This is a genomic window from Photobacterium leiognathi (genome assembly GCF_030685535.1).
In the GTDB taxonomy this organism is placed as follows: domain Bacteria; phylum Pseudomonadota; class Gammaproteobacteria; order Enterobacterales; family Vibrionaceae; genus Photobacterium; species Photobacterium leiognathi.
The window spans coordinates 2,272,785-2,298,246 of sequence record NZ_CP131601.1 but is presented as its reverse complement, the minus strand read 5'-3'; the positions used below and the strand labels follow the sequence as shown (position 1 = coordinate 2,298,246).

Below are 25,462 nucleotides of genomic sequence, written 5' to 3'. Positions count from 1 at the left end.
TATTATTTGTGGTTTCTTGATGGGAAGAGGTGGGAGAGATGTTTTTCTATTTTGATAAAATCAATCAGATAAAGCGAATAAACATTAAAATAAGATCTAAAATAAAGTGAAAATATAAATGTGAAATTTATTTTTCCTCCCTGTAGATTCAATACTTATAGAATAAAATAGAAAATTTTAGTTAGTAATGTCGTGTTGGTAAAAGGTTGTCGTTATTGACCTACGACTTTATGCAATGCTAAAAAATATAGGACTAGCTAAAAATATATAAGTAAACGCTTCTGTTTAGTTACCTCTGCTACAGCATTATTAATATTACCACTATAAAACCACTTTTTTATTAATGTTAAATTTTTGATTTTTCACGTTGTGTAGCATTGGCTGCTTTTAATTCTAATAAGAGCAGTTTGTAAAGTCGGTATTAATAACAGGAAGGATAACTATAAATGAATAATAATTTAGGACTAAAGCCTAAAAGGAAGATGGGCTTAGTATCGTTAACCATGACTGGTATTGGCTCGATAATTGGTTCGGGTTGGCTTTTTGGCGCCTATCACGCGGCAAAAATTGCGGGACCCGCGTCACTCGTCTCATGGGTGATAGGCGGTATAGCTGTGTTGGTTGTTGCGTTGACTTATACCGAGGTCGCAACCTTATTCCCTAAATCTGGTGGTCCTGTTCGATTTTTAGAGCTAACTCATGGTTCCATCGTTGGCTACATGGCGGCTTGGGCTACCTGGCTTTCAATTGTGACAGTTATTCCCGTTGAAGCTGAAGCCTCAGTACAGTACATGCATTCTTGGCAATGGGAATGGGCAAAACCCATTACATCAACAATATTTAACGATCAAACACACAGTTTGTCGTTCGTTGGGTTACTTATTGCTGCGGGATTAATGCTGATTTACTTTTTGCTTAATTACTGGAGTGTTAGTTTATTTAGTAAATCTCAGACCAGTATTACGATTTTTAAAATAGCGATCCCAATCTTTAGTGTCGCTTCGATTGTTGCCGCAGGCTTTCATCCGCAAAACTTTACCGCCGTTAATCATTCCTTTGCGCCCTATGGATGGGCTGGTGCATTAACAGCAGTCGCAACAGCTGGTATCGTCTTTGCGTATAATGGCTTTCAAAGCCCGATGCACTTTGCAGGAGAGTCTAAAAATCCCGGTAAAGATTTGCCAAGAGCAATTATTCTGACGCTTATCATCGCTGTATTTTTGTATTTAGGTTTACAAGCCGCTTTCATTGGTGGTGTTGAACCATCTGAGCTTGCTATTAAAGGTTGGAGTTTGGATTTCTCATCGCCATTTGCTCAATTAGCGATAGCTTTAAACCTTAACCTTGTTGTGATGTTGCTTTATGTGGATGCTTTTGTTTCTCCGTCAGGGACAGGTATTACCTATATGGGGACAACAACACGGATGTTATTTGCAATGAGTGAGTATGGTCATTTACCAAAGTCTTGGTCGAAATTACACCCGAAATATCATATTCCCCGTGCTGCGTTGTGGGTGAATTTATTTGTCGGCTTTATTTTCTTATACCTATTCCGAGGCTGGGGACAATTAGCGGGGATTATCTCTGCGGCAACGGTTGTAACCTACATTGTAGGTCCGATGGCGGCGATGTCACTGAGAAAGCTTGCTCCAGATGCTAAACGTCCTGTGCGTTTAAAGGCTTTACAAATCATTGCACCATTAGGCTTTGCTATCTCATCTGAAGTGCTTTATTGGTCTCGCTGGCCGTTGACGGGCAAAGTGATCTTTATCCTACTACTAGGATTTGTGATTTATGCTTACTTTCAAAATAAACGTGGTTGGAAAAATATTAAACAGCACATGAAGTCGAGTGCTTGGTTACTTGTTTACTTTGTCACTATGATTGTTCTTTCATTTATTGGCAGTGATCAATTTGGTGGGATCAATATTATTCCATTTGGTTATGATATGGCTGTTGTTGCTGTAGTTAGTCTATTTTTCTTCTACTGGGGAGTGAATTCAGCTTGGTTAACACCAAAATTAGAGCATGAGTTAGCACAATTGGAAGTGAAATCTGAGCCAGAAAAAGAGCTGTTGGTTAAGCACTCTATCTGATATTGCTGTGATAGCCCTCTATATTTAGGCAGATTAAGAATATGCTAAAAATAAAGGGCTAGAACCTTAATCTCTTGTAGTGTCCATGATACATTTAAAACAATAACTATTTTCATTTGAGGTTACCATGGACGCGTTATCACTATTATTGACTCGTCGCTCTATTCCTAAGCTGGCAGCACCAGCACCGAGTGGCGAAGCATTAGAGAATATTTTTAAAGCAGGCCTTCGCGCACCAGATCATGGTGGTTTAATGCCATGGCGTTTTATTGTCTCTGAAGGTGAGGGATTACAGCGCTTAGCAGATATTTTAATCTCCGCTGCGAAAGCTGATGAGCTGGAAGATTTTGTGATTGAAAAAGCGTCCAAAGCACCATTTAGAGCACCGATGGTTATCACGGTTGTCAGTAAAGTCACTGAAGGTCATAAAGTCCCTGTGATTGAGCAGCATTTATCAGCCGACTGTGCGGTACAAGCAATGCAAATGGCAGCGGTTGCACAAGGTTTCTCTGGTTTTTGGCGTACAGGATCATGGGCTTATCATCCTGTGGTACGTGAAGCGTTAGGTGTGCAAGGTGAAGACATGATCGTCGGCTTTCTATACCTAGGATCAGTCGATTGTCGCGAAGCGAAATTACATGAGCGTGATCTAACAAAGTTTGTTGAATACCTATAAACAGCAAACATTTTAGCGATAAGTTTTAAAGAGGTGATACCTATCCGGTGAATAATACCGTGAAAAGGATCACCTTTTTTTTCTTAGTTTGGTCGTTTTTAGCGCGATTTTTGATTTATATCAACGGAAAAACCGAACGATGTTTGCTTCAAAGATGACAGGTGTCAGGGGCAGGAGTAGAATCCCTGACTCTTTCCCTTTTTTGGAGCGTGTCATGGAAAATGTTCGCCTAACCCAATACAGTCACGGTGCCGGATGTGGTTGTAAAATTTCTCCCCAAGTTCTCGACACCATTTTACGCACCCAGTTAGCCCCATTTTCAGATCCTAACCTATTGGTAGGCAATGAAAGTAAAGACGATGCGGCAGTGTATGATTTAGGTAATGGTACTTCTATTATTAGTACCACTGATTTCTTTATGCCTATCGTTGATGACCCATTTGATTTTGGCCGTATTGCTGCCACTAATGCGATCAGTGATATCTATGCGATGGGCGGTAAGCCGATCATGGCTATCGCAATTTTAGGTTGGCCTGTGAATATCCTTGCCCCTGAAATCGCACAACAAGTGATTGAAGGCGGTCGCTCTGTTTGCCGCGAAGCGGGTATTTCTCTTGCTGGTGGTCACTCTATTGATGCTCCTGAGCCAATTTTCGGTCTTGCTGTGACCGGCATTGTGGATACCGATCGTGTTAAACGTAATAACAGTGCAGAGGCAGGTTGTAAGCTTTACATCACTAAACCGCTTGGCATTGGCGTATTAACAACAGCTGAGAAGAAAGCTAAGTTGGCTGATGAGCACCAAGGATTGGCACGTGATTGGATGTGCAAATTAAATAAGCCGGGTGCCGACTTTGCCGAGGTTGAAGGTGTAAAAGCCCTAACAGACGTAACAGGCTTTGGCTTAATGGGTCACCTTGCTGAAATTTGTGAAGGTAGCAACCTAAAAGCAAAAGTGTGGTTTGATAAAGTACCGACGTTACCTGGCGTATATAACTACATTGAACAAGGTTGTGTACCGGGTGGTACTGAGCGTAACTTTATGAGTTATGGTCATAAACTGGGTGCAATGACAGAGCAGCAAAAAGCGGTATTGTGCGATCCACAAACCTCTGGCGGCTTATTACTCGCAGCAACACCAGACTGTGAAGAAGCGCTTAAGGCGATTGCTGAGAAATACGATATTTTGCTTGAAGCGATTGGTGAACTAGAGCCAATGGATGGCGATACCTTTATTGAGGTTTGCTAATGCCACGTCCTAATTGCGATGATTTTCGCAGCTTGTTTGTTAACGACACACCGTTAATGGATATGCGTGCGCCTGTTGAATTTGAACAAGGTGCATTCCCAACGTCGGTAAGTCGTCCATTAATGACGAATGATGAGCGTGCTGCTGTCGGGACTTGTTATAAAAATAAAGGCCAGCAAGAGGCAATTAAACTGGGTCACCAATTAGTCAATGGTGATGTAAAAGCAGCACGTGTTGCCCAGTGGAAGGCCTTTTTTGAAGCTAATCCTAATGGTTATCTCTATTGTTTCCGTGGTGGATTACGTTCACAAATTACTCAGCAATGGCTAAAAGAAGCAGGCATTGATTTTCCTTATATCAATGGTGGCTATAAAGCACTGCGTCGCTTCTTAATTGAGACGATTGAAGACGTTGCTAAGCAGCCGTCAATGGTGGTAGCGGGTAATACTGGTAGCGGTAAAACCATCATGGTTAACGAGTTAACCTGTGGTATTGATTTAGAAGGGGCTGCACATCATCGTGGTTCTTCTTTTGGTCGTTTCGTTACACCACAACGTACGCAAATTGCATTTGAAAACGATTTAGCGGTACAAATGCTAAAAAAACAAGATCGTGGTGTTACGCAGTTTATCTATGAAGATGAAGGCAAAAGTATCGGTCGAGTTATGGTGCCGTTATCATTGCAAGCTGCTATGAAAGAAGCCCCGATTGCTGTTATTGATGATCCAATGGATGTGCGTTTAGCACGCCTATTAGATGATTACGTGATCACCATGCAGCGCGATTACGTTGCACAATATGGTGAAGAGCAAGGCTGGCAGTTATTTGCTGAGTACTTAGAAAAAGGCATGTTTAATATTCGCAAGCGTTTAGGTTTAGAGCGTTACCAAGAAATATTAGACGCTCAGCAACATGCCGTGAAAGTGATGCAATCGACAGGTTCGGTTGCAGAGCATGAGGCATGGTTAGCGCCATTACTTGAGCAATATTACGATCCTATGTACACCTATCAGTTAAGTAAAAAAGCCGATAGGATTGTGTTTAGAGGGGATTATCAAACCGTAAAAGCGTGGTTTGAAGCGCAATGATCGTTGCCTAAAAATATGTGCTAATAAAAAAGCTGACGTATTGATGATAAATCAATAGTCAGCTTTTTTGTTGTCAGTCAGTTTATGTTGTTGTTTCAGGCATAAATTGCTGATTGGTTTTGATCAGCTCTAACACCTGCTGAATATACTGATGGCCGATTTGCGAGTAATTCAGTAGCCCATGAGCAAGAGCGTCAGCGGTTATTTTCTCATGGTTTGCCTGTAACTTTGCACGAATGGTACGAAGTTCAGCGTAAGCATCATTGGTATTGATATTATCAAAATAGGCTTTTACTGCGGCATAAACAGTAGGGAAGCTTTGTACTTCGTGATAATGCTCTGGATCGAGATCATGGGGTGGAATGCCGCAGCCTTTGGTAAAACACCATTGACCAAAAAAGCCATTTCCTTTCAGTGCAAATCGTGACGTGCCCCATGACGATTCCATTGCTGACTGCGCGAGTACAAGTTGGGTTGGAATAATATTAACCCGTCTTAGTAACTCATTAAGCCACTCGGATGTGATCCCGTCTTTTGGAATGGCTAAATCATACTCTTCACTTAAGTTTTCTATAAAGTGACTATCTGGATCGATCTTACTTGGATCTTGGCTTAACTCTTCTAATACTTGACGATCTAATAAGATCTGCTTATTAGCCTCTTCAACAAAAGGCGTGAGATAGTCAAAAAACGCTTTTTTCTTATCATTAATATTAATGATACTACCAAACTGCGGTCTTTTAGGGGGATGAAATTGACTGTCAGTATTCATACCGTTATCGAGTAGCTGTTTTCCTACCCATAGAAAACCGAAAAGTATTAACACTGTTAGCAAAATGATGAAAGGTTTTAGCTTAGTCATTCAAATCTCTTATGTATGGCTAGCGTTACATTTATTTTGCGTGGATATTATCACATAAAATAAACAAAATAATGCTTCTTAAACTGTTTTTATATCCAGTATTTCTTGCTGCTATGCTGGGTTTTAGGTAGAGTTTTGTCATTACTTCACAGTTAGATAAGATCTTGATGAGCCGTTTATATATCGCTGAAAAACCCAGTTTAGGTAGAGCTATTGCTGCTGTATTGCCACGCCCACATAAAAATAATAATGGCTATATAGAAGTAGGGAACGGCGATATTGTTACTTGGTGTATTGGACATTTATTAGAGCAAGTTGAGCCTGACGCATACGATGCTCGTTATAAGAAATGGAATCTTGATGATCTGCCTATTATTCCCCAAAAGTGGCAATTGATCCCACGCAAAGCGGCAAAACAACAATTAGCCGTGATCAAAAAGTTGGCGAAATCGGCAACAGAGATCGTACATGCAGGCGATCCCGATCGTGAGGGGCAGTTGCTGGTGGATGAAGTGATTGATTATGCCAAACTTCCTGCTGCGAAAAAAAATGCAGCTTTGCGTTTATTGATTTCCGATCTCAACCCAGCCGCTGTGAAAAAAGCCTTGTCATCGATGCGTAGCAATCATGATTTTGTGCCATTGTCAGTATCGGCATTAGCTCGCTCTCGTGCTGATTGGCTTTATGGTATGAACATGACACGTGCCTATACTTTGCTTGGACAAAAAGGCGGTTATCGTGGCGTGTTATCGGTAGGGCGGGTGCAAACGCCGATCCTTGGACTCGTAGTACGACGTGATGATGAAATTGCTAATTTTGTGCCTAAGCCGTTTTATGAAGTGTTTGCATTAATTCCATATCAAGAGCAGGAAATACGCGCTCGTTGGCTCCCAAGTAAAGCTTGTGAGCCCTATCAAGATGAAGATGGGCGAGTACTCAGTCGTCAGCTTTGTGAAAACGTCGTTAGTCGAATTCGTGGACAAGCGGTAGAAGTGACGGAATCTGAACGTAAAGAAACCAAGCAAGCGGCACCATTGCCTTATTCATTATCAGCATTACAAATCGATGCGGCACGACGCTTTAACATGAGTGCTGCTGATGTGCTTAGCACTTGTCAGTCGCTTTATGAAAAACATAAAGTGATCACTTACCCTCGTTCTGATTGTCGCTATCTACCTCTAGATCATTTTAAACAAGCTGGGGATGTATGCCGTGCGATAGCAAATACTGATAACAGTTTGTCTAATGCTGTTTCTGGTGCGAATACCTCACTAAAATCAAAAGCCTGGAATGATAAAAAGGTCGATGCTCACCATGCAATTATTCCAACGCCAAAGTCTGTTAATCCGCAAAGTTTGAGCCCAAGTGAGGCGAAGATTTATCAATTAGTGGCGAGGCAATATCTGATGCAGTTTTATCCGGCTGCTGTTTATGCTGAAGCTAAGTTAGTCTTTACTATCGCCAATGGACAGTTTGTCGCAAAAGGCCGCCAATTAATGGATGCGGGCTGGCGGGTGTTACTGGGGCGTGATGATAAAGGTGACGATAATGATCTTGCTGATAAAGTACCGCCATTAACCAAAGGCACAGTGCTTACTTGTCGTGATGGTGAAATCAAAGACAAGATGACCGAGCCACCAAAAGCATTTACTGAAGCGACGTTATTACAAGCCATGACTGGTATTGCGCGGTTTGTTTCCGATCAATCATTGAAGAAAATTCTACGTGATACCGATGGTTTAGGCACTGAAGCGACACGTGCTGGGATTTTGGAAATTTTATTTAAACGTCAGTTATTACAACGTCAAGGTAAAACTATTCATGCAACAGAGGCGGGAAGAGGCTTGATTTACGCTTTGCCCAACGAAGCAACCTATCCTGATATGACGGCACATTGGGAGCACCAACTGCAAGATATGGCGGATAAGAAATATGCTTATCAGCCGTTTATGGGTGCCTTACAGCTGCAAGTTACAGCGCTAATGGATAAGGTGAAAGTCTCTGAGGTACCACAAAGTTTACGTGATTTAAAATCGCCGGAATGGACAAAAACAACGTCAAAACGTCGATATAGTAAAAAGGGAAGTAGTGCGAAATCAAGTGGCGCATCTACTGGTAAAATAACACGAAAGCGTAAGCCTAAATCTGAATAAATATTAATAGCAAAGTGACTACTTACATTAGTGATGATAATAGTAAGTAGTCACTCATTTATTTGGTTATAACAGTAGACGGTAACAGTTTCTGCCTTCTCCTTTTGCGCGATATAAGGCTTTATCTGCGGTATTAAATAACGTTTTATAGTCGCTGCCTTGTGTTGGTATAGTGGTACTGGCTCCAATACTGAGTGTTACGATAGGCTCAGTACCCTCATTATCATTATGAGGAAATGGCAACGCCATATCATGCATGGCTTTTAAGATTTTCTTTGCAGCGAACACCGCAGCTTTACTGTCTTGCCCTGGGAGTAATAGAACAAATTCCTCCCCACCAAAACGCGCAAATAAAGAGCCTGCTCTGCGTTCTATATTAGCCAGTCCATTGGCAATTTTCTTTAAACAGAGATCACCTGCATCATGGCCTAGGTGATCGTTATATTGCTTAAAGTGGTCAATATCCATGATCAATAATGAAATAGGTAATTGGTGACGCTCTGCACGTCGCCATTCATCGACAATGGCTTCATCAAAAACACGACGGTTAGCAATATTGGTGAGTGGGTCAAGCCGTGACATTTTTTCTAGCATTTTATTGACGTCATTAAGCTCTTGCGTGCGTGTAAGTACTCGCTTTTCAAGATCTTTATTTAGACGCTTTAAGCGATCTTCAGCCTGATGACGAACAAGATGCTGAGAAATAATAAAGCCATACTGCTTTAATAGCTGGTGGTGATAGCTTCTAAATGGACGCCCCGTTAATAAGTTATCACAGGCAATCCAACCAATAGGGGTATCTTCATCCCATAAGGCAATATAGGCACTCCAACCAAAGCCGACCTGCTTTAAATCGTGGAATAAAGGCGTATTTTCTTGAACAGCAAGGTATTCTTTTTCTTTTAGGGTACGGGCGGCATACCATTGATTCGGGATAACCGATTCAAAATAATATTCATCGGTCGTATTTCCTGCAATATCCGTCCCATAGGTACCGTGCATATGATGTTTTTCATCAAATAAAAATACTGCCATACGGTCAATTTCGAGTTGCCTTTTACCTTCATCAACTGCGATAAACAGCATCTCTTTGATGGATTTTGTACGCCATAGCATAAACGAAATACTGTGCATTGCTTGGAGTTGTTCAAGCAGTAATACTTGTTCGTGTTGGCTGTTTCTTAATTCCTGCTCAACATGACGACGGCTACTATTTTCACTTTTGATGGTTTGCGACAGCAGATCGGCATCAATTTCAGACGCTAATAATGTTCGTAGTTGTCCTAATGCTTGAAGATCAACGTTGGCTGCGTGTGGAAAATCAATAATTAGCCAACCTATGCGCTGTTCACGGCGAAACAGTGGTAGCCAAGCACGATGAAAATCTTTACTAGAGGAAATAAAAGGTTGTTTATTGTCTTGTGTTGTAATGGTGTCGTAAATATCTGCGTGATTATTCTCAGTAATGATGACCGGGGGAAAACTGTACTGAATACCTGTCTCATTTAATTGAAGTAAAGAGTGCCACTGTCCCTTATAAGCTACGATGATCTGACAATGCTGGACATCAAAAAACTCCATGAGATTGCGGCAAGTCAACTCACAGAGAGTACGCAAACTATGGGCATTTCCCCATTGCTCCGTTATGTTTTTATAAAAAAGATCAACGTGCTTTTTCATTCCAAGGTTAATTCCAATTTAGCCTAACTCTATGTTTCAATTTTTTTAAATATTTATAACACCTTATATTTTAACTACTCACTAATAAATAGGCGCGATATAACCCACAAAAATGTATTGTTATTAAAATTAACCATCAGAAATGGGATCCAGATTAATATTCAATGTCTTGTTTTTAAGAATGAAAAATTAGGCATCGTTCTATTATTTAATGAGAAAATATATATTCCGCCACTGCATGAATGTGAAATAAGAATAAAATAGAAGTGGAGAGCTAATAATGAAAAATGGTGTTATTTGCTGCTATTTATTTTCATTCTTTTTGATGTTGGGATGCACGACTAGCCGTCATGAGCAATTATCAGAGCTGGGCTTTACTCGACATTATCTCGATGGTTATCAGGATGGCTGTCATAGTCGAACGTTAGATAAGATGACGTATGCAAAAGGGTTTCGGCGTGATCCTGAGCGGATGGCAATGAAAGGAAAATATGCCAACGGTTGGAATGATGGCTTTGAACATTGTTACAACGATGATAGAGATGACTATCATTAAAAATAAAAAGCAGCAATAAATGCTGCTTTTTATTTAAATAACCAATGAATATCTAGTTATTGTTTTCGTACGGTTTTGGCGCGTAGAAACGTTTTAATTCATTCATTACTTGCATCAGTGTTGAAAGCTTTGGTTTACCTTCATCTTTTAGCTGATAATTATTATCGTAGACGTTGTAATTACCATACTTATCAACAACTGTGGTTTGTTTTTTCTGCACCACAACAATGTCATCGTCATTGCCAGATAATATCCAGCGACGATTATCATTTTGATTAAATAAGCTGACACCTGAGCTGTAATTAGATGGTGCAGTCGCAACATTTAATAGCGACTCCATTAATGTTGGTACTACATCCAAGTTACTGGTTAGGCGTGTGACATCTTGTGCTGCATGATCTTACCAGTGAATGATTAACGGCACTTTAATTTGGTACTTGCTGTAGTTACTGCCAGAGCCCCAAGTATTGTTACCCGTTTCATTAAACTCAGTGCCATGGTTAGAAGCAATCACAACAATGGTATTGTCTAATACGCCTTTAGCTTCAAGATCAGCGAAAATACGACCAAGCATTTCATCAATGTGGAAAGCGGCATTACGGTAGCTGTTTTTCAGAAGTAACGTTGAATCAACCCCTTTCTCATTAATGGCATTACTGCCTAAAGACGGAGTAAAGCGTGGCTTATAATGCTCACCTTCTTTAAATTGCTGTACGGAAGTCAATTCAAGGAAACTAAACCAAGGTTGACCAATTTTTTGTTGAGCGAGCCAGTGTTGCCAATCTTTAAGCGCATGGGCATCGCTTGGTACCTGATCTGGATGCTCAGAGTCAGTTGTGGCTAGCTTAGTATTGGCAAAAATAGCTTCACGGTAAATTGGCAGCTCAAAATTTTCACCACTGAATAAACCAAAGTGGTAGCCACGGTTTTGTAAGGTATTCAGTAAAATAGGTGATTTTTTCTCAGCACGAATACTATTTGCATAACCACTAGGTAGACCATAAAGTAGGCCAAAGACACCGGTTGAATCGCTGTTACTTGAACTGTAATTATCGGTGAAGTCGAGGTTTTGATCTGCAAAGGTAGAAAGATTTGGCATCACTGTCTGCGTGACCATGTCACTGCGCAGGCTATCAACCATAATGATCATCAGGTTTTGACCTGTACCTTGATCATTAAAGCTTAGCTTTTGAATAGGGTAGCGAACGAGCTCGCTGTTTTGTACGCCTTGCTCAGCACGACGTTTAGCATATTCTTGTCGATCTAATAAACCATGCTTTTCCATGAAGGTTTTTGCCGTCATCGGATAAGAGAATGGGAAATTAGATCGTTGCATCGTAACGGGACGGTATAAGTTTGCATCCGCCCAGATATAAATAAGGTGGCTACCTAGAAAGCAAACGCCGAAAACAAAAGCGATAGGACCGCCAACATGTTTACGTGTTAGCTTTCTAAGTTTGCGCCATACCCACTCAGAGCACATAAGCTCTAAGAGGAAGATGACTGGAACAACAACAAATAGGTACTGCCAGCGAGCATTTAATTCTGTTTTATCGCCACTCAACAATAAGTCCCAGACCAGTGGGCTTAAATGGAGATCAACGCTTTGGTACGCATAGGTATCAAGCAATAGGGCGGTTAGACCAACAGTGGCAACGAGTACACCAAATAAACGCATTAAGCGTTGTGATGGGATCAGGAAGCTTGCTGGAAATATAATGAGAATATAAATACCAAAAACAAGAAATCCAAAGTGACCAACCCAACTTAACAAAAGGTAAAGTTGTCCGATCAAGGTTGCAGGCCAGTCTGAATGAGTAATATATCGCGTACCCAATAGCATGGCTGCGATGATATTAAAGAAACTGAACCAATGTCCCCAGCTAATCAGCTGTGAGACTTTCTCTTTGTAGGTATTTCCGCTGGCGACCATAAATGTCAATTCTTCTCAGTCTTCAATGCAAGTTTAATCAGATGACTAAACTTAGTCTTTTTTAATTGAGGTCTGCAGAGCTTTAGCAAATTTTTCTGCAATCACTGCACGTTGAGCAGCTGGCACGTTTGCGTTAATGATATTAGTCGCAATATCACCAACAACCATTAGTGCTAGTTCTGGCGAAGTTTGATGCTTTTCAAGTACATCGAACACGTCATCAATAATTTGTTCAACTTGTTTATTTGTGTATTTTGAAGTAATTGGCATAAGAAATCTTGTTTAATGTTTACGTAAGCGACTTATGATAACCTAGAGTTCAGTTTTCTTGAAAACCTTTTCATTATGAGCCTTACACTTTCTAATGTCATTCTTCATCAATTGACAAAAAACGACCAAGATGAACTAGAAATACATCTTAGAAATCAGACACTAGAGAACGATGCATCGACAGAAGATCTCGTGGCTGAACTTAACCGCATTTACAGTAGTAAAGGTGCGAAAGGTTTTGCACTTTTTGCTCAAGACAGTGAATTTTCCCATTGGTTAAAGCAATTTCGTCAAGGTGAGTTAGATTTTCTGACTTTTTCTAATATGTCAGCGAAGCGTTTACAAACCGAATTAGCGAAATATCCATTCGCGGAAGCGGGCACAATTGTCATGGCTGAGTATCAGTCACTAGCAACTGATTACCTGTTTATCGGTATGTTGCCTACTTGCCACAGCATGAAGGTGACTGAGCAGCTAAGTATAAGCGTGACCGATTACCTTGATATCGCGAAAATGGATATCGTGGCACGTATCGACTTGTCATCATGGGAAACCGATCCTGACTCGAAACGTTACCTTACTTTTATTAAAGGTCGAGTAGGTCGTAAGATTGCCGATTTCTTCTTAGATTTTATGCAAGCAGATGTTGGCTTGGACGTGAAAGAGCAGAACCAAGTTCTGATGCAGGCGGTTGAAGATTTCTGCGCGGATTCTCGTTTAGATAAAGAAGAAAAGCAGCAATACCGTAAGCAAGTTTACGATTACTGTAATAGTCAGCTACAAGCAGGTGATGAAGTTACGGTTAAAGAGCTTGCAAGTGAACTGCCTACTTCTGATGATGGGACTAACTTCTATGAATTTACTTCTAAACAAGGTTACGAGTTAGAAGAAAGTTTCCCTGCCGATCGTACTGCAATGCGTAAACTGACCAAATTTGTGGGTTCTGGCGGTGGTATGACGCTGAACTTTGATAGCATGTTGTTAGGTGAGCGCATTTTCTATGATGCGGAAACCGATACTTTAACGATTAAAGGTACGCCACCGAACTTAAAAGATCAGTTATTACGTCGTTTAAATTCGGATAACTAATCATCCAAATGGCTTGTCCGTAATTAGTAACAACGGCTAAATACTCATGGCCCTGATTGTGTGCTTTCACTATTTGATGAAAGTGAGGCATTCAGGGCTATTTTTTATCTGTTATAAAGCTGGAAAATGCTGCTAATGAAATGTTTTTTATTTGGTACGCTGTGTTATTAAATATTGAACAATGTATTAAAGATCGCGTTTTAATCAATCTTTATGGGCTTGTTTCGTTATTTGCTCATATAGATAGGATTATTTTTAAAAATTGATCTTTGTCATTGGATATTGCAACGTCCGGTGGATAATAACCCCACTATGATAGTTCAAAACAATCATTCAGTTCGTTCGCAACGTGAACTGAACGCAGTGAAAGCGATGATTCGCCTATATTGTAAAACGTTGCACCGTGGGGCAATTATTTGTCCTGAATGTGAAAGTCTTATCGAGTATGTTGAAGAACGTGTTAGCGGTTGTCGGTTAGGTGAGGATAAACCTAGCTGTTCGCATTGTATTGGGCATTGCTATCAATCGGCTAAGCGTTTACAGATGATCCATGTATTGCGTTGGACGTTTCCACGTTACTTATGGCGTCATCCTATCCGGGCGTTACAATTTAAATTAGACAATTTACACAGTGCCCAGATGTCAGCAGGAAAAGCGGAGATCTTTACGAAAACGGGCTAATCCAGGATCGGTTTAGCATAAAGTATGAACAGATGTATTTTGATTTAACCAGTGGATTATGTAGAGCTCTAAACTAGCCATACAATTATAGAGTTCTCTTAGTATAAAATGGTATGAACTAAGAATAATCCACCGTCTTACCAATATTATCACTGTAAATTAAAGTCAGATTGTCTCTTTAACTTACGAAGCATAATATTCTAATATCTTAGTCACCTCTGAGATCCTTCTCTCTATGCTTTTTTTTGATACTCGCTCATGCTTTGTATGATCGCCATCGCCATAAGGACCAAAGCCATCAAGGGTAGGTACACCCATTCCCGCAATAATATTAGCGTCGCTGACACCTCCTCGTTTTTCAGTTTTTAATGGGGTATCAATAATGCTCGATAGCCTATCAATTAATGCAGCTTGATCTGATGTCGGTACCATAACATCTCTCTGTAACCCGCCATCAATAAATAGGGTAATACCATCTTTGTTATAGTTATTAACGAGTTTAGGTATAACATCAATAATTCGTTTTTGCTCATTAAGACTAGTAAAGCGAGCTTCTACGGTGAGAGTTGCGTGTGGTGATATTGTATTGGCACCAATACCACCATTTATTTTTCCGACATTGATTGTGGTTCCACTTTCAAGATAGGTTTGTTCGGCTAACTGAATAAGAAGTTTTGCTGCGACTAAATTGGCATCTGCACCATCGCAAAAATGGTTACCAGCATGCGCTGCTTTACCCTCAATATTAATAGTGTAGGTAGCAATACCTTTTCGTGCTGTTACTACTTCATGGTTTTTTCCTGCCGCTTCGAAATCAATACAAGCACTGTAATTCGGCGCAATAGTTCGAAGTAGAGACTTACTATCATCACTGCCAGTTTCTTCATCACTGACGAGTAAGACATCTATATTTTGAACTTGCCCAAGTGATTCGTAGATATTGCGTAGTGCCATTAATGCCACAAAATTCCCACCTTTCATATCACACGCACCTGGTCCGTATAGCCACTCTTCATCCTCACTGACTTCTTCAAATGTATCTGGTGGAAATACCGTATCAAGGTGACCAAGGAGAAGAAGGGTTGGTGATTGAGCTTTATGTGAAGAGGTAAAGAGCAGGTGATTACCTACTTCGGAACGCTGAAAACACTGTAGATCCATACCCAGCTCTTTTAGCCAACCTGTCATCAATTGACCATATTCATCGACTCCTTTTTTGTTTTTGGTCCAAGAATTTTTTTCCATCATTGTCTTAAGAACTAAATAATCATCGTGTTTCATAGTTAACTCCACATGAATGCAATTTTAATATGATACTAATTTGATAATAATTATTGCATTTTGACAAGTTTATATGAAACCATGTTTACATTAAGTGGTGAATTATATGCTTATTACGCATTTAAAGTAGAGGGTTAAAATGGAACGTCGTATTGGATTATGGATGTATCAAAACGGTGGCGGTGAGCAGATACAGGAGCAATTAGTCTCTAAGCTTAATGAACGAGACATCAGTGTTGTTACCAACCTTGATCTTGGTAATGCGGTAGCTCATGACGGCAGTATTTTCTGTAATGATCAGGATATGGGCTCGTTAGATCTGTTTTTTTCATATAATGCAGGTCAACAAACACCTTATCAAACGTATCTGTATCAAACTCTTAGTACTATTATTCCGACTATTAATAATTATGAAGCATTTGAATTAACAGAAGATAAATTCAAAACCGCTCAATTATTAAAAAGGCATGGTATTAACACGCCAGACTATGTTGTTTGCAATAAAAAAAATATAGATAACTTAAAAAAACATTTTCATTTTTGGCAAGGACAAGCCATTTGTAAACCAATCAATGGCTGGGGAGGTAACGGGATCATCAAACTCGAAAGTGAACGTGATCTTGACTTAATCTATCCTTATATCGTTAATCAAGCATCACCTCAGCTATATCTAGAGCGTATCATTGAGAATGACTTCACTGATTACCGTGTCGATATTGTTGATGATCAGTTTATTGCCTGTTATGGAAGAAAGGCAGCAGAGGGAAGTTGGAAAACAAACGTCACAAGTGGTGGTAATGTCATACAACGAGAAGCTCCGCCAGAGGTTATTGAACTAGCCCTTAAAGCGGCACGTATTACGGGTTTAGAAATTGCGGGCGTTGATATTATTTATGATATAGAGCATCAAAAATATGTTGTTCTCGAAGTTAACGGTATTCCCGCCTTTGCAACACCAGAGCAAGAAAAAATGGGAATCAATTTTAACGCTAAGAAAGTTCAATGCATTGTTGATCTTATTGATAGAAAAACAAGAAAGCAGAGCCATCGTTCAAACATTGTATCCACTAATTCAAACGTTCCTACTGATACTGTTTTCACTGATTTCGCATAATTTAAGGAGGAAATATGCAAAGCGTTAATACAACTTCTCGACCAAAACTAGGCTTACTTTATTTAGATCATGTCTTACGTTTCTTTGATCGTTCGAATTTCAAAGGTTGGCCGGATAAGATTGAGCAAGTGACTTATCATTGGGCTAATGATAAGCAACGCTTTATCAATGAAGTGAAGAGAAAAAAAATTGATGTACTGATCGGAAACATTCCAGCTACTGCTTACGAAACATTTCGCGATATCTCAAGAGCACTTCCGAATGTGAAGTTTATTCCGTCTTTGGATTCGCAGTTTTGTAATAAATCTAAAGAAAATGTCACTCACTTTTGTCATAAGTATCAACTTCCTATACCTAAAACAAAGATATTTTATAATGTGGAAGAGGCACTTGACTATATCAATGAGACCAGTTATCCGAAAATTATTAAGCGTTCATATGGACCATCAAACTACGGTGGGTATTTTGTCCACAAAGTAGATAGTGCTGATGAGGCAGTAAAGCTATTTTCTGAACGTCGTTATTTTCCTGCTTATATTCAAGATTTTGTTCCAATGAAAGCGGATATTCGTGTGATGTTGATTGGGCATAAACCTGTGTGTGCTTTTTGGCGTAGGCCGCCAGAAGGAGAGTGGCTAACCAATACTAGCCAAGGTGGCAGTATGGATTATCAAGCCATTCCAGAGAAAGTGCTGGAAGTCGCAATTAAAGCATCTAAAGCTGCGAAAGCTGAATATTGGGCATGTGATATTGCAGTGAGTCATAACGATGAATACAGTATTTTAGAATGTGCAACGGCGTTTGCTGCTTTCCCTTATATTCGTGATTGGATTGGGCAATATCTAATGTGGCAACTGGCGCCTGAGATGTTTAAAAAGCCTTACTTCCCTCATAAAAACTGGGAGGAGTTGGGAAAAATTGATTCCTCGCTATTGAGAACGATGCGTAATATCTCATTTGGACAAGCGTCGTTTTCAACGGATACGGGTGAATTAAATCCTCAAGATAAGTTATATGCGCTAGAAAACATCCAAGATGATCTTAATGAAGAGTGGTAAAGTGAAGTCTGGAACTTACAAGGTATACATAGTGGTGATAACGGACTGAATCAGTTTTTAGCGAAGTTTTTAGAACCGAAAGCGCAAGCGGAATTAGAAAAGACACTAGATTTAGGTGTCGAGCAAGCGCAATACCCAACAGCAGCTATTGATTCAGATAAGACAGAGGATGCGCTTAATCAACAACAGATAATCGAGTTTTTTACCTCAGTTAAAGGCATCGGAGTAAATCTTGCTAACAATGTTGTTGAGTGTTTTGGTGTAGCTGGAACTTTGGATGTATTGAATAATCACCCTTCACGATTACTTGAAGTTAGTAATTTAAAGCAGAAAAAACTCAATGCAATTATTGCAGCTTGGAATACTCAGCCGAGTGAGGTTGAGTAATGAAAAAACAATATCTCTCTTATCAAGATACGATTGATTTTCTCACCGAGGCAATGGAGATGTATCCTCACTTGATCCGGTTGCAGAATATTGGTCAGACTCATGAAGATCGCCCAATCATGATGGTGACTTTGTCACAAGATGTGGCTTATGCAGATTTGAAGCCCGCATTACTTTATACGGGAACGATTCACGCAAGAGAATGGATTGGTATCGAGTTAGCTGTAAATTTTATTCAGTATATTCTTGATAATTACCCTTCAAATCCCGATGTTGTTGAGGCATTAACGCGGAACACACTCTATATGGTGCCTTGTTTGAACCCTGACGGTTTTGAATATTCAAGACAGCACTTTTCATTTTGGCGCAAAAATAGACGAGATAATAAAGACGGTACCTTTGGTGTTGATTTGAATCGAAACTTTGGCGTGAATTTTAAGCGTAGTTTTGATACTCAGTCGAATATTTATAGTGGACCTGAAGCATTTTCAGAGCCAGAAACACAAGCGATAAAAAGGTTTGTTGAAGAACATAAAAATATCAGTATTGCGTTAGATTATCACTCGCAGGGGAACGTGTTTTTCCCTGCGCATAAGTTTAACCATGAAGCTGAAATTGAAGGGACCGACTTAAATATTTTATGCGCCAATATGGCGCATAAAATTCATAAAGTAACAAACAGACAATATGGCATACATAGAGGTAAGCCACCTGCTAATTTGATCCATGGAAGTGGTCGTGAATACTACTATGATCGCGGGATTCTCTCCAGTGTTGTCGAGGTAGGTAGTCGGAATATACCGGACTATTTAGTTAACATGACGCAAAGTGTGAATGAGAATATTCCTGCTTTGCTTTATGCGTTAAATAGTGCGATTGATTATTCTGAACTTGCGCCATCTCGACCTGAAAACTTCACGATTAAGCAGGTTGATGATACCCAAGTTGAATTAGTTTGGAATAGTGGTGAGGACGATAGTAATTGCTATTATCAAATTTATCGAAGTGATACGCCCAAATACCATTGTACTCCTGAAACCTTAATCGCCAATACTTCCGAAAATAGTTTCACTGATAGCCAATTACAATCTGGTCATCGATACTTTTATAATTTGAGAAAAGTGAATCGGGTGACACGAATAAAATCACCTTTCGCTCCAGAACTGAAGATAAAAACAAATTTGGCAAAAGATGAGTTTTCTTACACCTTATTCCCTGCTGCTGAACAAATTGGCTATGTAGGGGAATTAACAAAAGAGTTTAATGCGGACCATTTTGGGTATAATTCTTTGTTTATTGGTGTCAATAAAACTAAAGGTATCTGTTATGGTGTCATTGCCTTTGATATTGATAGATTGCCCGAAGATGCGATTATTAAAGATGCCTGTTTTTCGCTATATCCAATGAACCGTGTAGGCGCCAAAATAGAAAATTATGGCGAATGGTCAGTTTCTATTCTTGATCCAGAAGAAATTACTAATATTCGAAGTTTTGATCAAATTCATCAAGCTGTACCGCAACAAACTCTAGGTGATGCCATTTGCTCCGATCAAATTACGCAAGGTATTTGGAAGTCTTGGTGTTTCAGTGCGATAGAGAAACAATTACTGCAACAACAATTAAATCAAGGACGTTTACTTCTAAAAATTCAGGGGCCGACTTCGCTTCCTATTGGTAATGATTCCCAAATTATGCAATTTGATATCGGTTATGGCCGTTTTGGTGGTGGTATTCATTACCGCCCAAGTTTGGAAGTTATCTACACCAAAAAAACATCTAAGGTCGCGATATCGGCAAGTGATTGTCATACTTTTACCCTACAAGAACCACCACAAAAGAATGTTATCCAATGTGGCTTTGACAGTGATGAAAATACAGTCTTTGGGCAAGTCATGTTTTCATTAGACTGCCTCAATCAGGAAAAAGAGATTGTTATCACTCAAGCCTATTTTGAGATAGAGCATGAGCAATCGAGAGAGATTGCACAACCAATGCGCTTCACTGTTGATATTGCTGAAATTGATAACCTTGATTTTGATAGCGTAAAAAATCGTGAAAAAATCGAATACCTAGGCTACGAGGCAAGTAGTATCGGTTTATCTAAATCGCCTAGAAAAAGCTTTATGTTTGATAGCTCTGCAAGAAAACATTTAGAAGATGTTATTAGCAGTGGGCAGCCTCTTAATTTGATCATCCGTGCCACTTCGGCGTCAAGGCACAAAAATGCCATGGTGACTTGGTTCAATTGTGATAGTGAAAAATGTCCGCAGTTGGTTATTGAGTACATAGAACGTAGAAAACAACCAGTGGCAGCACCAACAGACTTAAATGCCACACTAGTTGATGGTGCAACGAAATTGACCTGGAAGAAGCCTGACGATCCAGATTTTGTAGGTGTGTATGTGGTAAGAAATTGCTTTCATCCTCCTCGAACACCACTAGACGGTGTAAAGCTTTATGCTGGCAAGGATGAATATACATTTGACCGATTTGGGAATGCGAATATACCGAAATTTTACTCGGTGTTTAGCTATGACAATGTTCCGAATTATTCTGAACCAGTAACATTGCAGTTTAGCAGTGATAGCATTTCACCTGTGATATTTGATGAGTTGGAGCCGCAAGATGAAGCGGAACAGTTATATAGAGACGGTGAATAAGACGAAGAAAGACTGCATCATGCAGTCTTTCGTTGTTTTACATGCCAGTTTTAATCATTGTTTACGCAGCGAGTTTTTCTAAGATACGTTGCAGTAAACGAATACGAGGCTCAATTGAAGTCAGATCTAGCCACTCGTCTGCACTGTGGAAACCTGCACCAATAGGACCGAGACCATCTAATGTTGGAACACCTAACACTGCTGTTAGGTTAGCGTCAGATCCACCACCGACTGCTTGCCATGTAATATCAATACCCAAATCTTTACCGATTGCTTCAACTTGTGCCATTAATAGCTCGGTCTGTGGGCTTGGTACCATTGATGGTTTATGTGCCTCACGCTCAACCACGACTTTTACGTCAGCAGTAAACGGTGTTTCACATAGCGCTCGAATTTTCTCGTCAGCTACTGCATATTCATCGTTATCCCAAAAACGAACATCAACAATGGCTTCAGCAAAGTCAGGCACGATGTTTGCGCCAGCACCGCCTTTTACCACACCCACGTTGAAGGTAGTGCCAGATGTGAAGTTAGTGAGTTCATTAATCGCAATGATCCAATGTGCCATTTCACTGATTGCACTACGACCATTTTCAGGCTCGTTACCCGCATGTGCGGCTTTACCGTGAAAACCTAAACGGTAACGTGCCATACCCTTACGGGCTTTAACTAATGAGCCATCAGCACGTGCGGCTTCTGCAACAAACACATGCTTTGCATTAACGGCAACGCTTTTAAGCCATGCTTCAGAATGTAATGAGCCAATTTCTTCATCTGGGTTCATACACACACAAATAGATAGCTTATCTAATGTTGCTTGCTCTAAACCACGTAGCGCATAAAGGATATTCAATAGGCCAGATTTCATATCTGAAACACCTGGGCCATAGGCTTTGGTTTCATCAGTGGTCATAGGGCGAGCGGCTACAGTGCCGACTGGGAAAACGGTATCCATGTGACCAATTAGCATCGCATCAATATGCTTAGCTTCTGGTTTGTTACGAATCTCTAAACCAGTGCCCGCAATACCGCAATCAACACGCTTAATGTGCCAACCAAGCTCTTGGTATTTTTGCGCCATGGTATCAGCAATAAAGTTAATGCCTTCAAAAGTTAAAGTGCCACAATCAACGTTAATTAAAGGGCGTAGCTCTTCTAGGTAAGAATCAAGACAAAAAGACATAATCAGCTCCTAGTTGCGTCGATGCAGAAAACAGCATCAATGCAGAAATCAAAAGAAGTGGTGTTCGCTTATGATGAAAAGCATTTGCCGTGAGCAAGTACTCACGGCAATGAGAAAGGGCTTATACTAAGATGTTCATCACGAACATGGCAGCAAAAGCATTCAGTACAGAAATCGCAATCATTACAGGAATGTAGCGACCTTCAGTACCAATAGGACCCATGATGCGGCCCATGTACTGAACTTGTGACCCCATTAGGTAGATAGCAGGCGCTAAAATTGCGATGTGTTCGCCCGTTAAAATGCCTTGGTCAAACAGGGTGATCACCACACCGACAGCGCCGCCCATTGACATCCATGCGCCAATTAGTACTGCTGCTGCTTCACCCGGTAGGCCGAAGATAGCCATGATTGGTGAGAACAGTGTGCCCATCGCATCAAGTGCGCCAGTGATTTGTAGCGCTTTGATGATCACAAATGCCATCAGGACGTTAGGAACCGTTGAAGTGGTTGCAATCACCCAGCCTTTTTTAGCGCCTTCAACGAAAATGTCCGTCACCATTGGTTTCTTTGCTGTAGTCATTATGCGTTCTCCTGACTGATCACATTTTTCTGGTTGTCTTTATCGTCTTTATTTTCTTTGCCTTCAGTGATGTTGAGGTAAATACGGAAAATATTGGCACCAACAAATTTGAAGATGAACATGATAGCGACAGCTAAACCAAGCGATGAAGTAACAGCTAACTCACCTGATGCATAGGTTAAAGTAAATAGCACAGCACCTGATGAGAAGAAGTTAACGATGGTGGCACCAGCGGAGAATTGGAACATGGTAAAGACGTCAGTTTCTCGTTTAGTTAAGTGACCTTCATCTTTTAATTGGCGTGTCATTGCAGCACCCGCATCGGTACTTTGCAGTGATGCTATAAGTGCTAGACCTGAGTTGCCTGGGATCCCCATTAAAGGACGAAGTAATGGAGTTAATAGCTTACGAGCCGCATCTAAAGCACCGTAGTGTTCAAGTACGTTGATCATACCTAGTGCGAACATGACTGTTGGGATCAGGGTTAGGGCGAATAAGAAGCCATCACGCGCGCCGCTACCGCCTTTACCACGTAGAGAAGTTGACGCAGTTTCAATGCCTTCCGCCGTTTGATCAACAGAATACACAACGCTACCAAAAGAGCCATTTAGCGTGGTGAAGTCGAATACACCGTACCATTGGTTCGATTGAAGTAAGCCTGAGAAGAAAACAACCGCAAAGGCGAGGGCAAGGTAGCTGCCAACCGTAACTTTACGGCCTTCAGTAGCATTATTGCTCATAGCTATAAATCCTTTATATGGAGAAGAAAAAAGTTTGATATCGATAGAAGTTCGATAATCATTCCGCAATGAACATGTATCCGTCGTACATCTGGCGTTAAATATTGCGTGAGCTGTATTTTCATTAAAAATCACTGACAGACGTTGATTGAGATCAACTTCAATATTTGAAAGCTAAGATTGCTAAATGTGTATGTTTGTATTTGTGATCTTGCGCATCATTAATGAGGTATTTTAAATAATGACAGAATATTAATGTACTAATATAGGTGGTGGTTAGCACTAAGTCCTGACTTAATCATTTAAGAATTAAGAACATGATAGTGGTGAGTATTGGATAAGGGATGAGAATAAAAACGGAAAGTTAAATAACGTGATGGTTCAACAAAAGATGCATATACGCAAAAAGCCCCATTATTTGGCTAAATAATGGGGCTTTTCTTTTAGATGACAATCAGTGATTACGAGGTTAGTTGTTTAACCGCTAATGCTTCTTCTTCTTCATCTTGTGCTAATTGTTCTGCTGATGCTGGTGGACAACGATCGACGAACCAACCCATGAATGAACATACAATTGTCACGATGATACAGACGAAGCTTAACCACATAAATGGCGCGTAAGACAGCGTAGCAACACCTAAGATACTCGCCATGTAAATACCGTTATCACTCCACGGCACCATACCTGATGTTAAAGTACCGCCAAACTCTGCGTTACGAGATAGGTTCTTACGTTGGTAACCTAAACGGTCGTAGTTTTTCGCACAGATTTTAGGTGTAAGGATCAGCGAAACATACATCGCAGAGCCAAATACGTTACCTAGGAAAGCGGTCGCAATCGTTGATATTGATAGGCTACCAGCAGAATTTACACGCTTTTCAAATAGACGAGCAATAGTCTGAAGCACACCCACTTTATCTAGTAAACCACCAAAACCAAGACCAAAGATAATCACGGCTACAGAGCCAAGCATTGAAGACATACCGCCACGGTTTAGGATCGCATCGATAAACTCAACACCAGAGCTAATAGAGAATGGTGCCCACGCAGTGTTAAATGCAACCAGTGGATCCATACCTTGGATCATTACAGCCCATATAATACCCAGTAGTGAACCTAGCGTGATCACTGGGAATGATGGTAAACGCAGTGCCAGTAGTACAAGAACGATAACAACAGGAATGAAAGACAGTGGTGAGATAACAAATTGCTGATCCATTGCTTTGATAACTGAATCAACTTGAGTCATGTCTACATTGCCTGAGTAGTGGTAACCCACAACAGTAAATAGAATGGCAGTGATCACGTAACTGATCAGTGCGATAGGTAGCATACCTTTGATGTGTTCCATGATTTCAACGTTAGACATTGAAGAAGCAAGGATCACAGAATCTGATAGTGGTGACATTTTATCACCGAAGTAACAACCAGAAAGTACCGCACCTGCTGTCATTGGTGCTGGAATACCTAAGCCTTGACCGATACCCATCATCGCGATACCTGCCGTACCTGCTGCACCCCAAGAAGTACCTGTTGCTAATGCTGTTAATGAACAGATGATCATTGTCGCAAGCAAGAAAATGGAAGGGTGAATAGCTTTCAGACCGTAGTAAATAATCGTTGGAACAATACCGCCAGCGATCCAAGTACCAACAAGAGCACCAACGGCTAATAGGATCAGTACAGCACCGAGGCCGTTTGCAATACCTTTGGTTGCTGCTTTTTCTAACGATTTGTAATCATGGCCTAACTTAATACCTAAACCCATGATAATGAACCAGCCAATGTAAAGTGCTAGCTGAATAGGTAAATGCAATTTAGCGGTAAATGAGAATGCTAGTGCAAGGAAAATACCGAGAGCAACAAGAACTTGCATCAACGAGGGTAGTTTCACAACAGTCTGTTTTTCCATACTTCTAACCTTGTTTATCGTACCTGTAAAATGGGGAATTAGCCCCAAAAGTCAGTAATTAATCTTTCTATACTGGTTAATCGATCACGTGTATCACAGCTTGTAACAAACTTTGGCTACTGTAGCAGGTGGCTTTAAAACCGCGATAAATAATGTGTCTTTATGTGACCTGAGTCTTTTGCTTTTTAAAAGAAGTAAAAATACTGCTTT

The 25,462-nt window shown here is 40.4% G+C and carries 19 protein-coding genes and 1 pseudogene; 11 read left to right on the top strand and 9 right to left on the bottom strand.

Going from position 1 to position 25,462, the window contains the following annotated elements; genetic code table 11:
• Window positions 1-446: 446 nt before the first annotated feature.
• The 4 genes from Q7674_RS17490 (at window position 447) to mnmH (ending at window position 5,109) form a co-directional block, all read left to right on the top strand.
• The gene (locus tag Q7674_RS17490) at window positions 447-2,096 is read left to right on the top strand and encodes an APC family permease (protein WP_045062699.1); all 1,650 of its coding nucleotides are present in this window, start codon (window positions 447-449) and stop codon (window positions 2,094-2,096) included.
• Between the two features lie 127 nt (window positions 2,097-2,223).
• Window positions 2,224-2,772, top strand: a complete 549-nt coding sequence (locus Q7674_RS17485; RefSeq protein WP_305422956.1) for an NAD(P)H nitroreductase — start codon at window positions 2,224-2,226, stop codon at window positions 2,770-2,772.
• Between the two features lie 214 nt (window positions 2,773-2,986).
• Entirely contained in the window at window positions 2,987-4,021 is a 1,035-nt protein-coding gene (gene selD / locus Q7674_RS17480) for a selenide, water dikinase SelD (protein WP_045062702.1), read from the top strand.
• The gene (mnmH, locus tag Q7674_RS17475; protein ID WP_045062704.1) at window positions 4,021-5,109 is read left to right on the top strand and encodes a tRNA 2-selenouridine(34) synthase MnmH; all 1,089 of its coding nucleotides are present in this window, start codon (window positions 4,021-4,023) and stop codon (window positions 5,107-5,109) included. Before selD ends, mnmH begins: the two co-directional genes overlap by 1 nt.
• Before the next feature lie 82 nt (window positions 5,110-5,191).
• Here the strand turns inward: mnmH and Q7674_RS17470 are convergent, their stop codons facing one another.
• Window positions 5,192-5,971, bottom strand: a complete 780-nt coding sequence (locus Q7674_RS17470) for a glucosaminidase domain-containing protein (RefSeq protein WP_023931610.1) — start codon at window positions 5,969-5,971, stop codon at window positions 5,192-5,194.
• A gap of 167 nt (window positions 5,972-6,138) precedes the next feature.
• Between Q7674_RS17470 and Q7674_RS17465 the strand changes: the two genes are divergently transcribed.
• Window positions 6,139-8,124 carry a DNA topoisomerase III gene (locus tag Q7674_RS17465; protein WP_045062705.1) on the top strand — a complete coding sequence of 662 codons (1,986 nt, stop codon included), beginning with the start codon at window positions 6,139-6,141 and terminating at the stop codon, window positions 8,122-8,124.
• Window positions 8,125-8,190: 66 nt separating this feature from the next.
• Here Q7674_RS17465 and Q7674_RS17460 read toward each other — a convergent pair whose 3' ends face one another.
• Window positions 8,191-9,804, bottom strand: coding sequence for a sensor domain-containing diguanylate cyclase (locus Q7674_RS17460; protein WP_045062706.1), 1,614 nt, complete (start codon window positions 9,802-9,804; stop codon window positions 8,191-8,193).
• A gap of 280 nt (window positions 9,805-10,084) precedes the next feature.
• Here Q7674_RS17460 and Q7674_RS17455 point away from each other — a divergent pair, with 280 nt between their 5' ends.
• Window positions 10,085-10,360, top strand: a complete 276-nt coding sequence (locus Q7674_RS17455; RefSeq protein WP_008987580.1) for a hypothetical protein — start codon at window positions 10,085-10,087, stop codon at window positions 10,358-10,360.
• Window positions 10,361-10,412: 52 nt separating this feature from the next.
• Here Q7674_RS17455 and Q7674_RS17450 read toward each other — a convergent pair.
• Together Q7674_RS17450 and Q7674_RS17445 are read right to left on the bottom strand one after the other, a co-directional pair.
• Window positions 10,413-12,293, bottom strand: a pseudogene (locus tag Q7674_RS17450) (DUF3413 domain-containing protein).
• A gap of 51 nt (window positions 12,294-12,344) precedes the next feature.
• Window positions 12,345-12,563 (bottom strand): YejL family protein, encoded by a 219-nt coding sequence (locus Q7674_RS17445; RefSeq protein WP_023931626.1) that lies wholly within the window; start codon window positions 12,561-12,563, stop codon window positions 12,345-12,347.
• Between the two features lie 75 nt (window positions 12,564-12,638).
• On the opposite strand from Q7674_RS17445, the gene yejK reads away from it, so the two are divergent.
• Both yejK and Q7674_RS17435 read left to right on the top strand, forming a co-directional pair.
• Window positions 12,639-13,652 carry a nucleoid-associated protein YejK gene (yejK, locus tag Q7674_RS17440; protein ID WP_045062711.1) on the top strand — a complete coding sequence of 338 codons (1,014 nt, stop codon included), beginning with the start codon at window positions 12,639-12,641 and terminating at the stop codon, window positions 13,650-13,652.
• 312 nt (window positions 13,653-13,964) lie between these two features.
• Window positions 13,965-14,333, top strand: coding sequence for a nitrous oxide-stimulated promoter family protein (locus Q7674_RS17435; RefSeq protein ID WP_023931628.1), 369 nt, complete (start codon window positions 13,965-13,967; stop codon window positions 14,331-14,333).
• A gap of 183 nt (window positions 14,334-14,516) precedes the next feature.
• Here Q7674_RS17435 and Q7674_RS17430 read toward each other — a convergent pair whose 3' ends face one another.
• Entirely contained in the window at window positions 14,517-15,614 is a 1,098-nt protein-coding gene (locus tag Q7674_RS17430; protein WP_023931629.1) for a M20 family metallopeptidase, read from the bottom strand.
• Window positions 15,615-15,753: 139 nt separating this feature from the next.
• Here Q7674_RS17430 and Q7674_RS17425 point away from each other — a divergent pair, with 139 nt between their 5' ends.
• From Q7674_RS17425 to Q7674_RS17415, 3 genes are all read left to right on the top strand, one after another.
• Entirely contained in the window at window positions 15,754-16,728 is a 975-nt protein-coding gene (locus Q7674_RS17425) for an ATP-grasp domain-containing protein (RefSeq protein ID WP_045062713.1), read from the top strand.
• Window positions 16,729-16,742: 14 nt separating this feature from the next.
• Window positions 16,743-17,786 carry an ATP-grasp domain-containing protein gene (locus Q7674_RS17420; RefSeq protein ID WP_305422948.1) on the top strand — a complete coding sequence of 348 codons (1,044 nt, stop codon included), beginning with the start codon at window positions 16,743-16,745 and terminating at the stop codon, window positions 17,784-17,786.
• Window positions 17,787-18,172: 386 nt separating this feature from the next.
• A complete protein-coding gene (locus Q7674_RS17415; protein WP_045062715.1) occupies window positions 18,173-20,833 on the top strand; it encodes a M14 family zinc carboxypeptidase in 2,661 nt (886 codons plus the stop codon).
• Between the two features lie 61 nt (window positions 20,834-20,894).
• On the opposite strand, the gene Q7674_RS17410 is transcribed toward Q7674_RS17415, so the two are convergent.
• The 4 genes from Q7674_RS17410 to nhaC all read right to left on the bottom strand — a co-directional run bounded on the left by Q7674_RS17410 (window position 20,895) and on the right by nhaC (window position 25,252).
• Window positions 20,895-22,016 (bottom strand): M20 family metallopeptidase, encoded by a 1,122-nt coding sequence (locus tag Q7674_RS17410; RefSeq protein WP_045062716.1) that lies wholly within the window; start codon window positions 22,014-22,016, stop codon window positions 20,895-20,897.
• 121 nt (window positions 22,017-22,137) lie between these two features.
• Entirely contained in the window at window positions 22,138-22,599 is a 462-nt protein-coding gene (locus Q7674_RS17405; protein ID WP_008987574.1) for a YjiG family protein, read from the bottom strand.
• Window positions 22,599-23,339, bottom strand: coding sequence for a nucleoside recognition domain-containing protein (locus tag Q7674_RS17400; RefSeq protein WP_045062718.1), 741 nt, complete (start codon window positions 23,337-23,339; stop codon window positions 22,599-22,601). The genes Q7674_RS17405 and Q7674_RS17400 overlap by 1 nt, the downstream gene beginning before the upstream one ends.
• Before the next feature lie 461 nt (window positions 23,340-23,800).
• On the bottom strand, window positions 23,801-25,252 hold the full coding sequence (nhaC, locus tag Q7674_RS17395) for a Na+/H+ antiporter NhaC (protein WP_008987572.1): 1,452 nt from the start codon (window positions 25,250-25,252) through the stop codon (window positions 23,801-23,803).
• Between the last annotated feature and the right edge of the window lie 210 nt (window positions 25,253-25,462).

Bases quoted from the DNA above. Each gene is read 5' to 3' on its own strand.
- Q7674_RS17425 (WP_045062713.1), top strand. From the start codon at position 15,754: ATGGAACGTCGTATTGGATTATGGATGTATCAAAACGGTGGCGGTGAG.
- nhaC (WP_008987572.1), bottom strand. From the start codon at position 25,252: ATGGAAAAACAGACTGTTGTGAAACTACCCTCGTTGATGCAAGTTCTT.
- Q7674_RS17410 (WP_045062716.1), bottom strand. From the start codon at position 22,016: ATGTCTTTTTGTCTTGATTCTTACCTAGAAGAGCTACGCCCTTTAATT.
- Q7674_RS17400 (WP_045062718.1), bottom strand. From the start codon at position 23,339: ATGAGCAATAATGCTACTGAAGGCCGTAAAGTTACGGTTGGCAGCTAC.
- selD (WP_045062702.1), top strand. From the start codon at position 2,987: ATGGAAAATGTTCGCCTAACCCAATACAGTCACGGTGCCGGATGTGGT.
- Q7674_RS17455 (WP_008987580.1), top strand. From the start codon at position 10,085: ATGAAAAATGGTGTTATTTGCTGCTATTTATTTTCATTCTTTTTGATG.
- Q7674_RS17405 (WP_008987574.1), bottom strand. From the start codon at position 22,599: ATGACTACAGCAAAGAAACCAATGGTGACGGACATTTTCGTTGAAGGC.
- Q7674_RS17470 (WP_023931610.1), bottom strand. From the start codon at position 5,971: ATGACTAAGCTAAAACCTTTCATCATTTTGCTAACAGTGTTAATACTT.
- Q7674_RS17415 (WP_045062715.1), top strand. From the start codon at position 18,173: ATGAAAAAACAATATCTCTCTTATCAAGATACGATTGATTTTCTCACC.
- Q7674_RS17420 (WP_305422948.1), top strand. From the start codon at position 16,743: ATGCAAAGCGTTAATACAACTTCTCGACCAAAACTAGGCTTACTTTAT.
- Q7674_RS17435 (WP_023931628.1), top strand. From the start codon at position 13,965: ATGATAGTTCAAAACAATCATTCAGTTCGTTCGCAACGTGAACTGAAC.
- mnmH (WP_045062704.1), top strand. From the start codon at position 4,021: ATGCCACGTCCTAATTGCGATGATTTTCGCAGCTTGTTTGTTAACGAC.
- Q7674_RS17460 (WP_045062706.1), bottom strand. From the start codon at position 9,804: ATGAAAAAGCACGTTGATCTTTTTTATAAAAACATAACGGAGCAATGG.
- yejK (WP_045062711.1), top strand. From the start codon at position 12,639: ATGAGCCTTACACTTTCTAATGTCATTCTTCATCAATTGACAAAAAAC.
- Q7674_RS17485 (WP_305422956.1), top strand. From the start codon at position 2,224: ATGGACGCGTTATCACTATTATTGACTCGTCGCTCTATTCCTAAGCTG.
- Q7674_RS17465 (WP_045062705.1), top strand. From the start codon at position 6,139: ATGAGCCGTTTATATATCGCTGAAAAACCCAGTTTAGGTAGAGCTATT.
- Q7674_RS17445 (WP_023931626.1), bottom strand. From the start codon at position 12,563: ATGCCAATTACTTCAAAATACACAAATAAACAAGTTGAACAAATTATT.
- Q7674_RS17490 (WP_045062699.1), top strand. From the start codon at position 447: ATGAATAATAATTTAGGACTAAAGCCTAAAAGGAAGATGGGCTTAGTA.
- Q7674_RS17430 (WP_023931629.1), bottom strand. From the start codon at position 15,614: ATGAAACACGATGATTATTTAGTTCTTAAGACAATGATGGAAAAAAAT.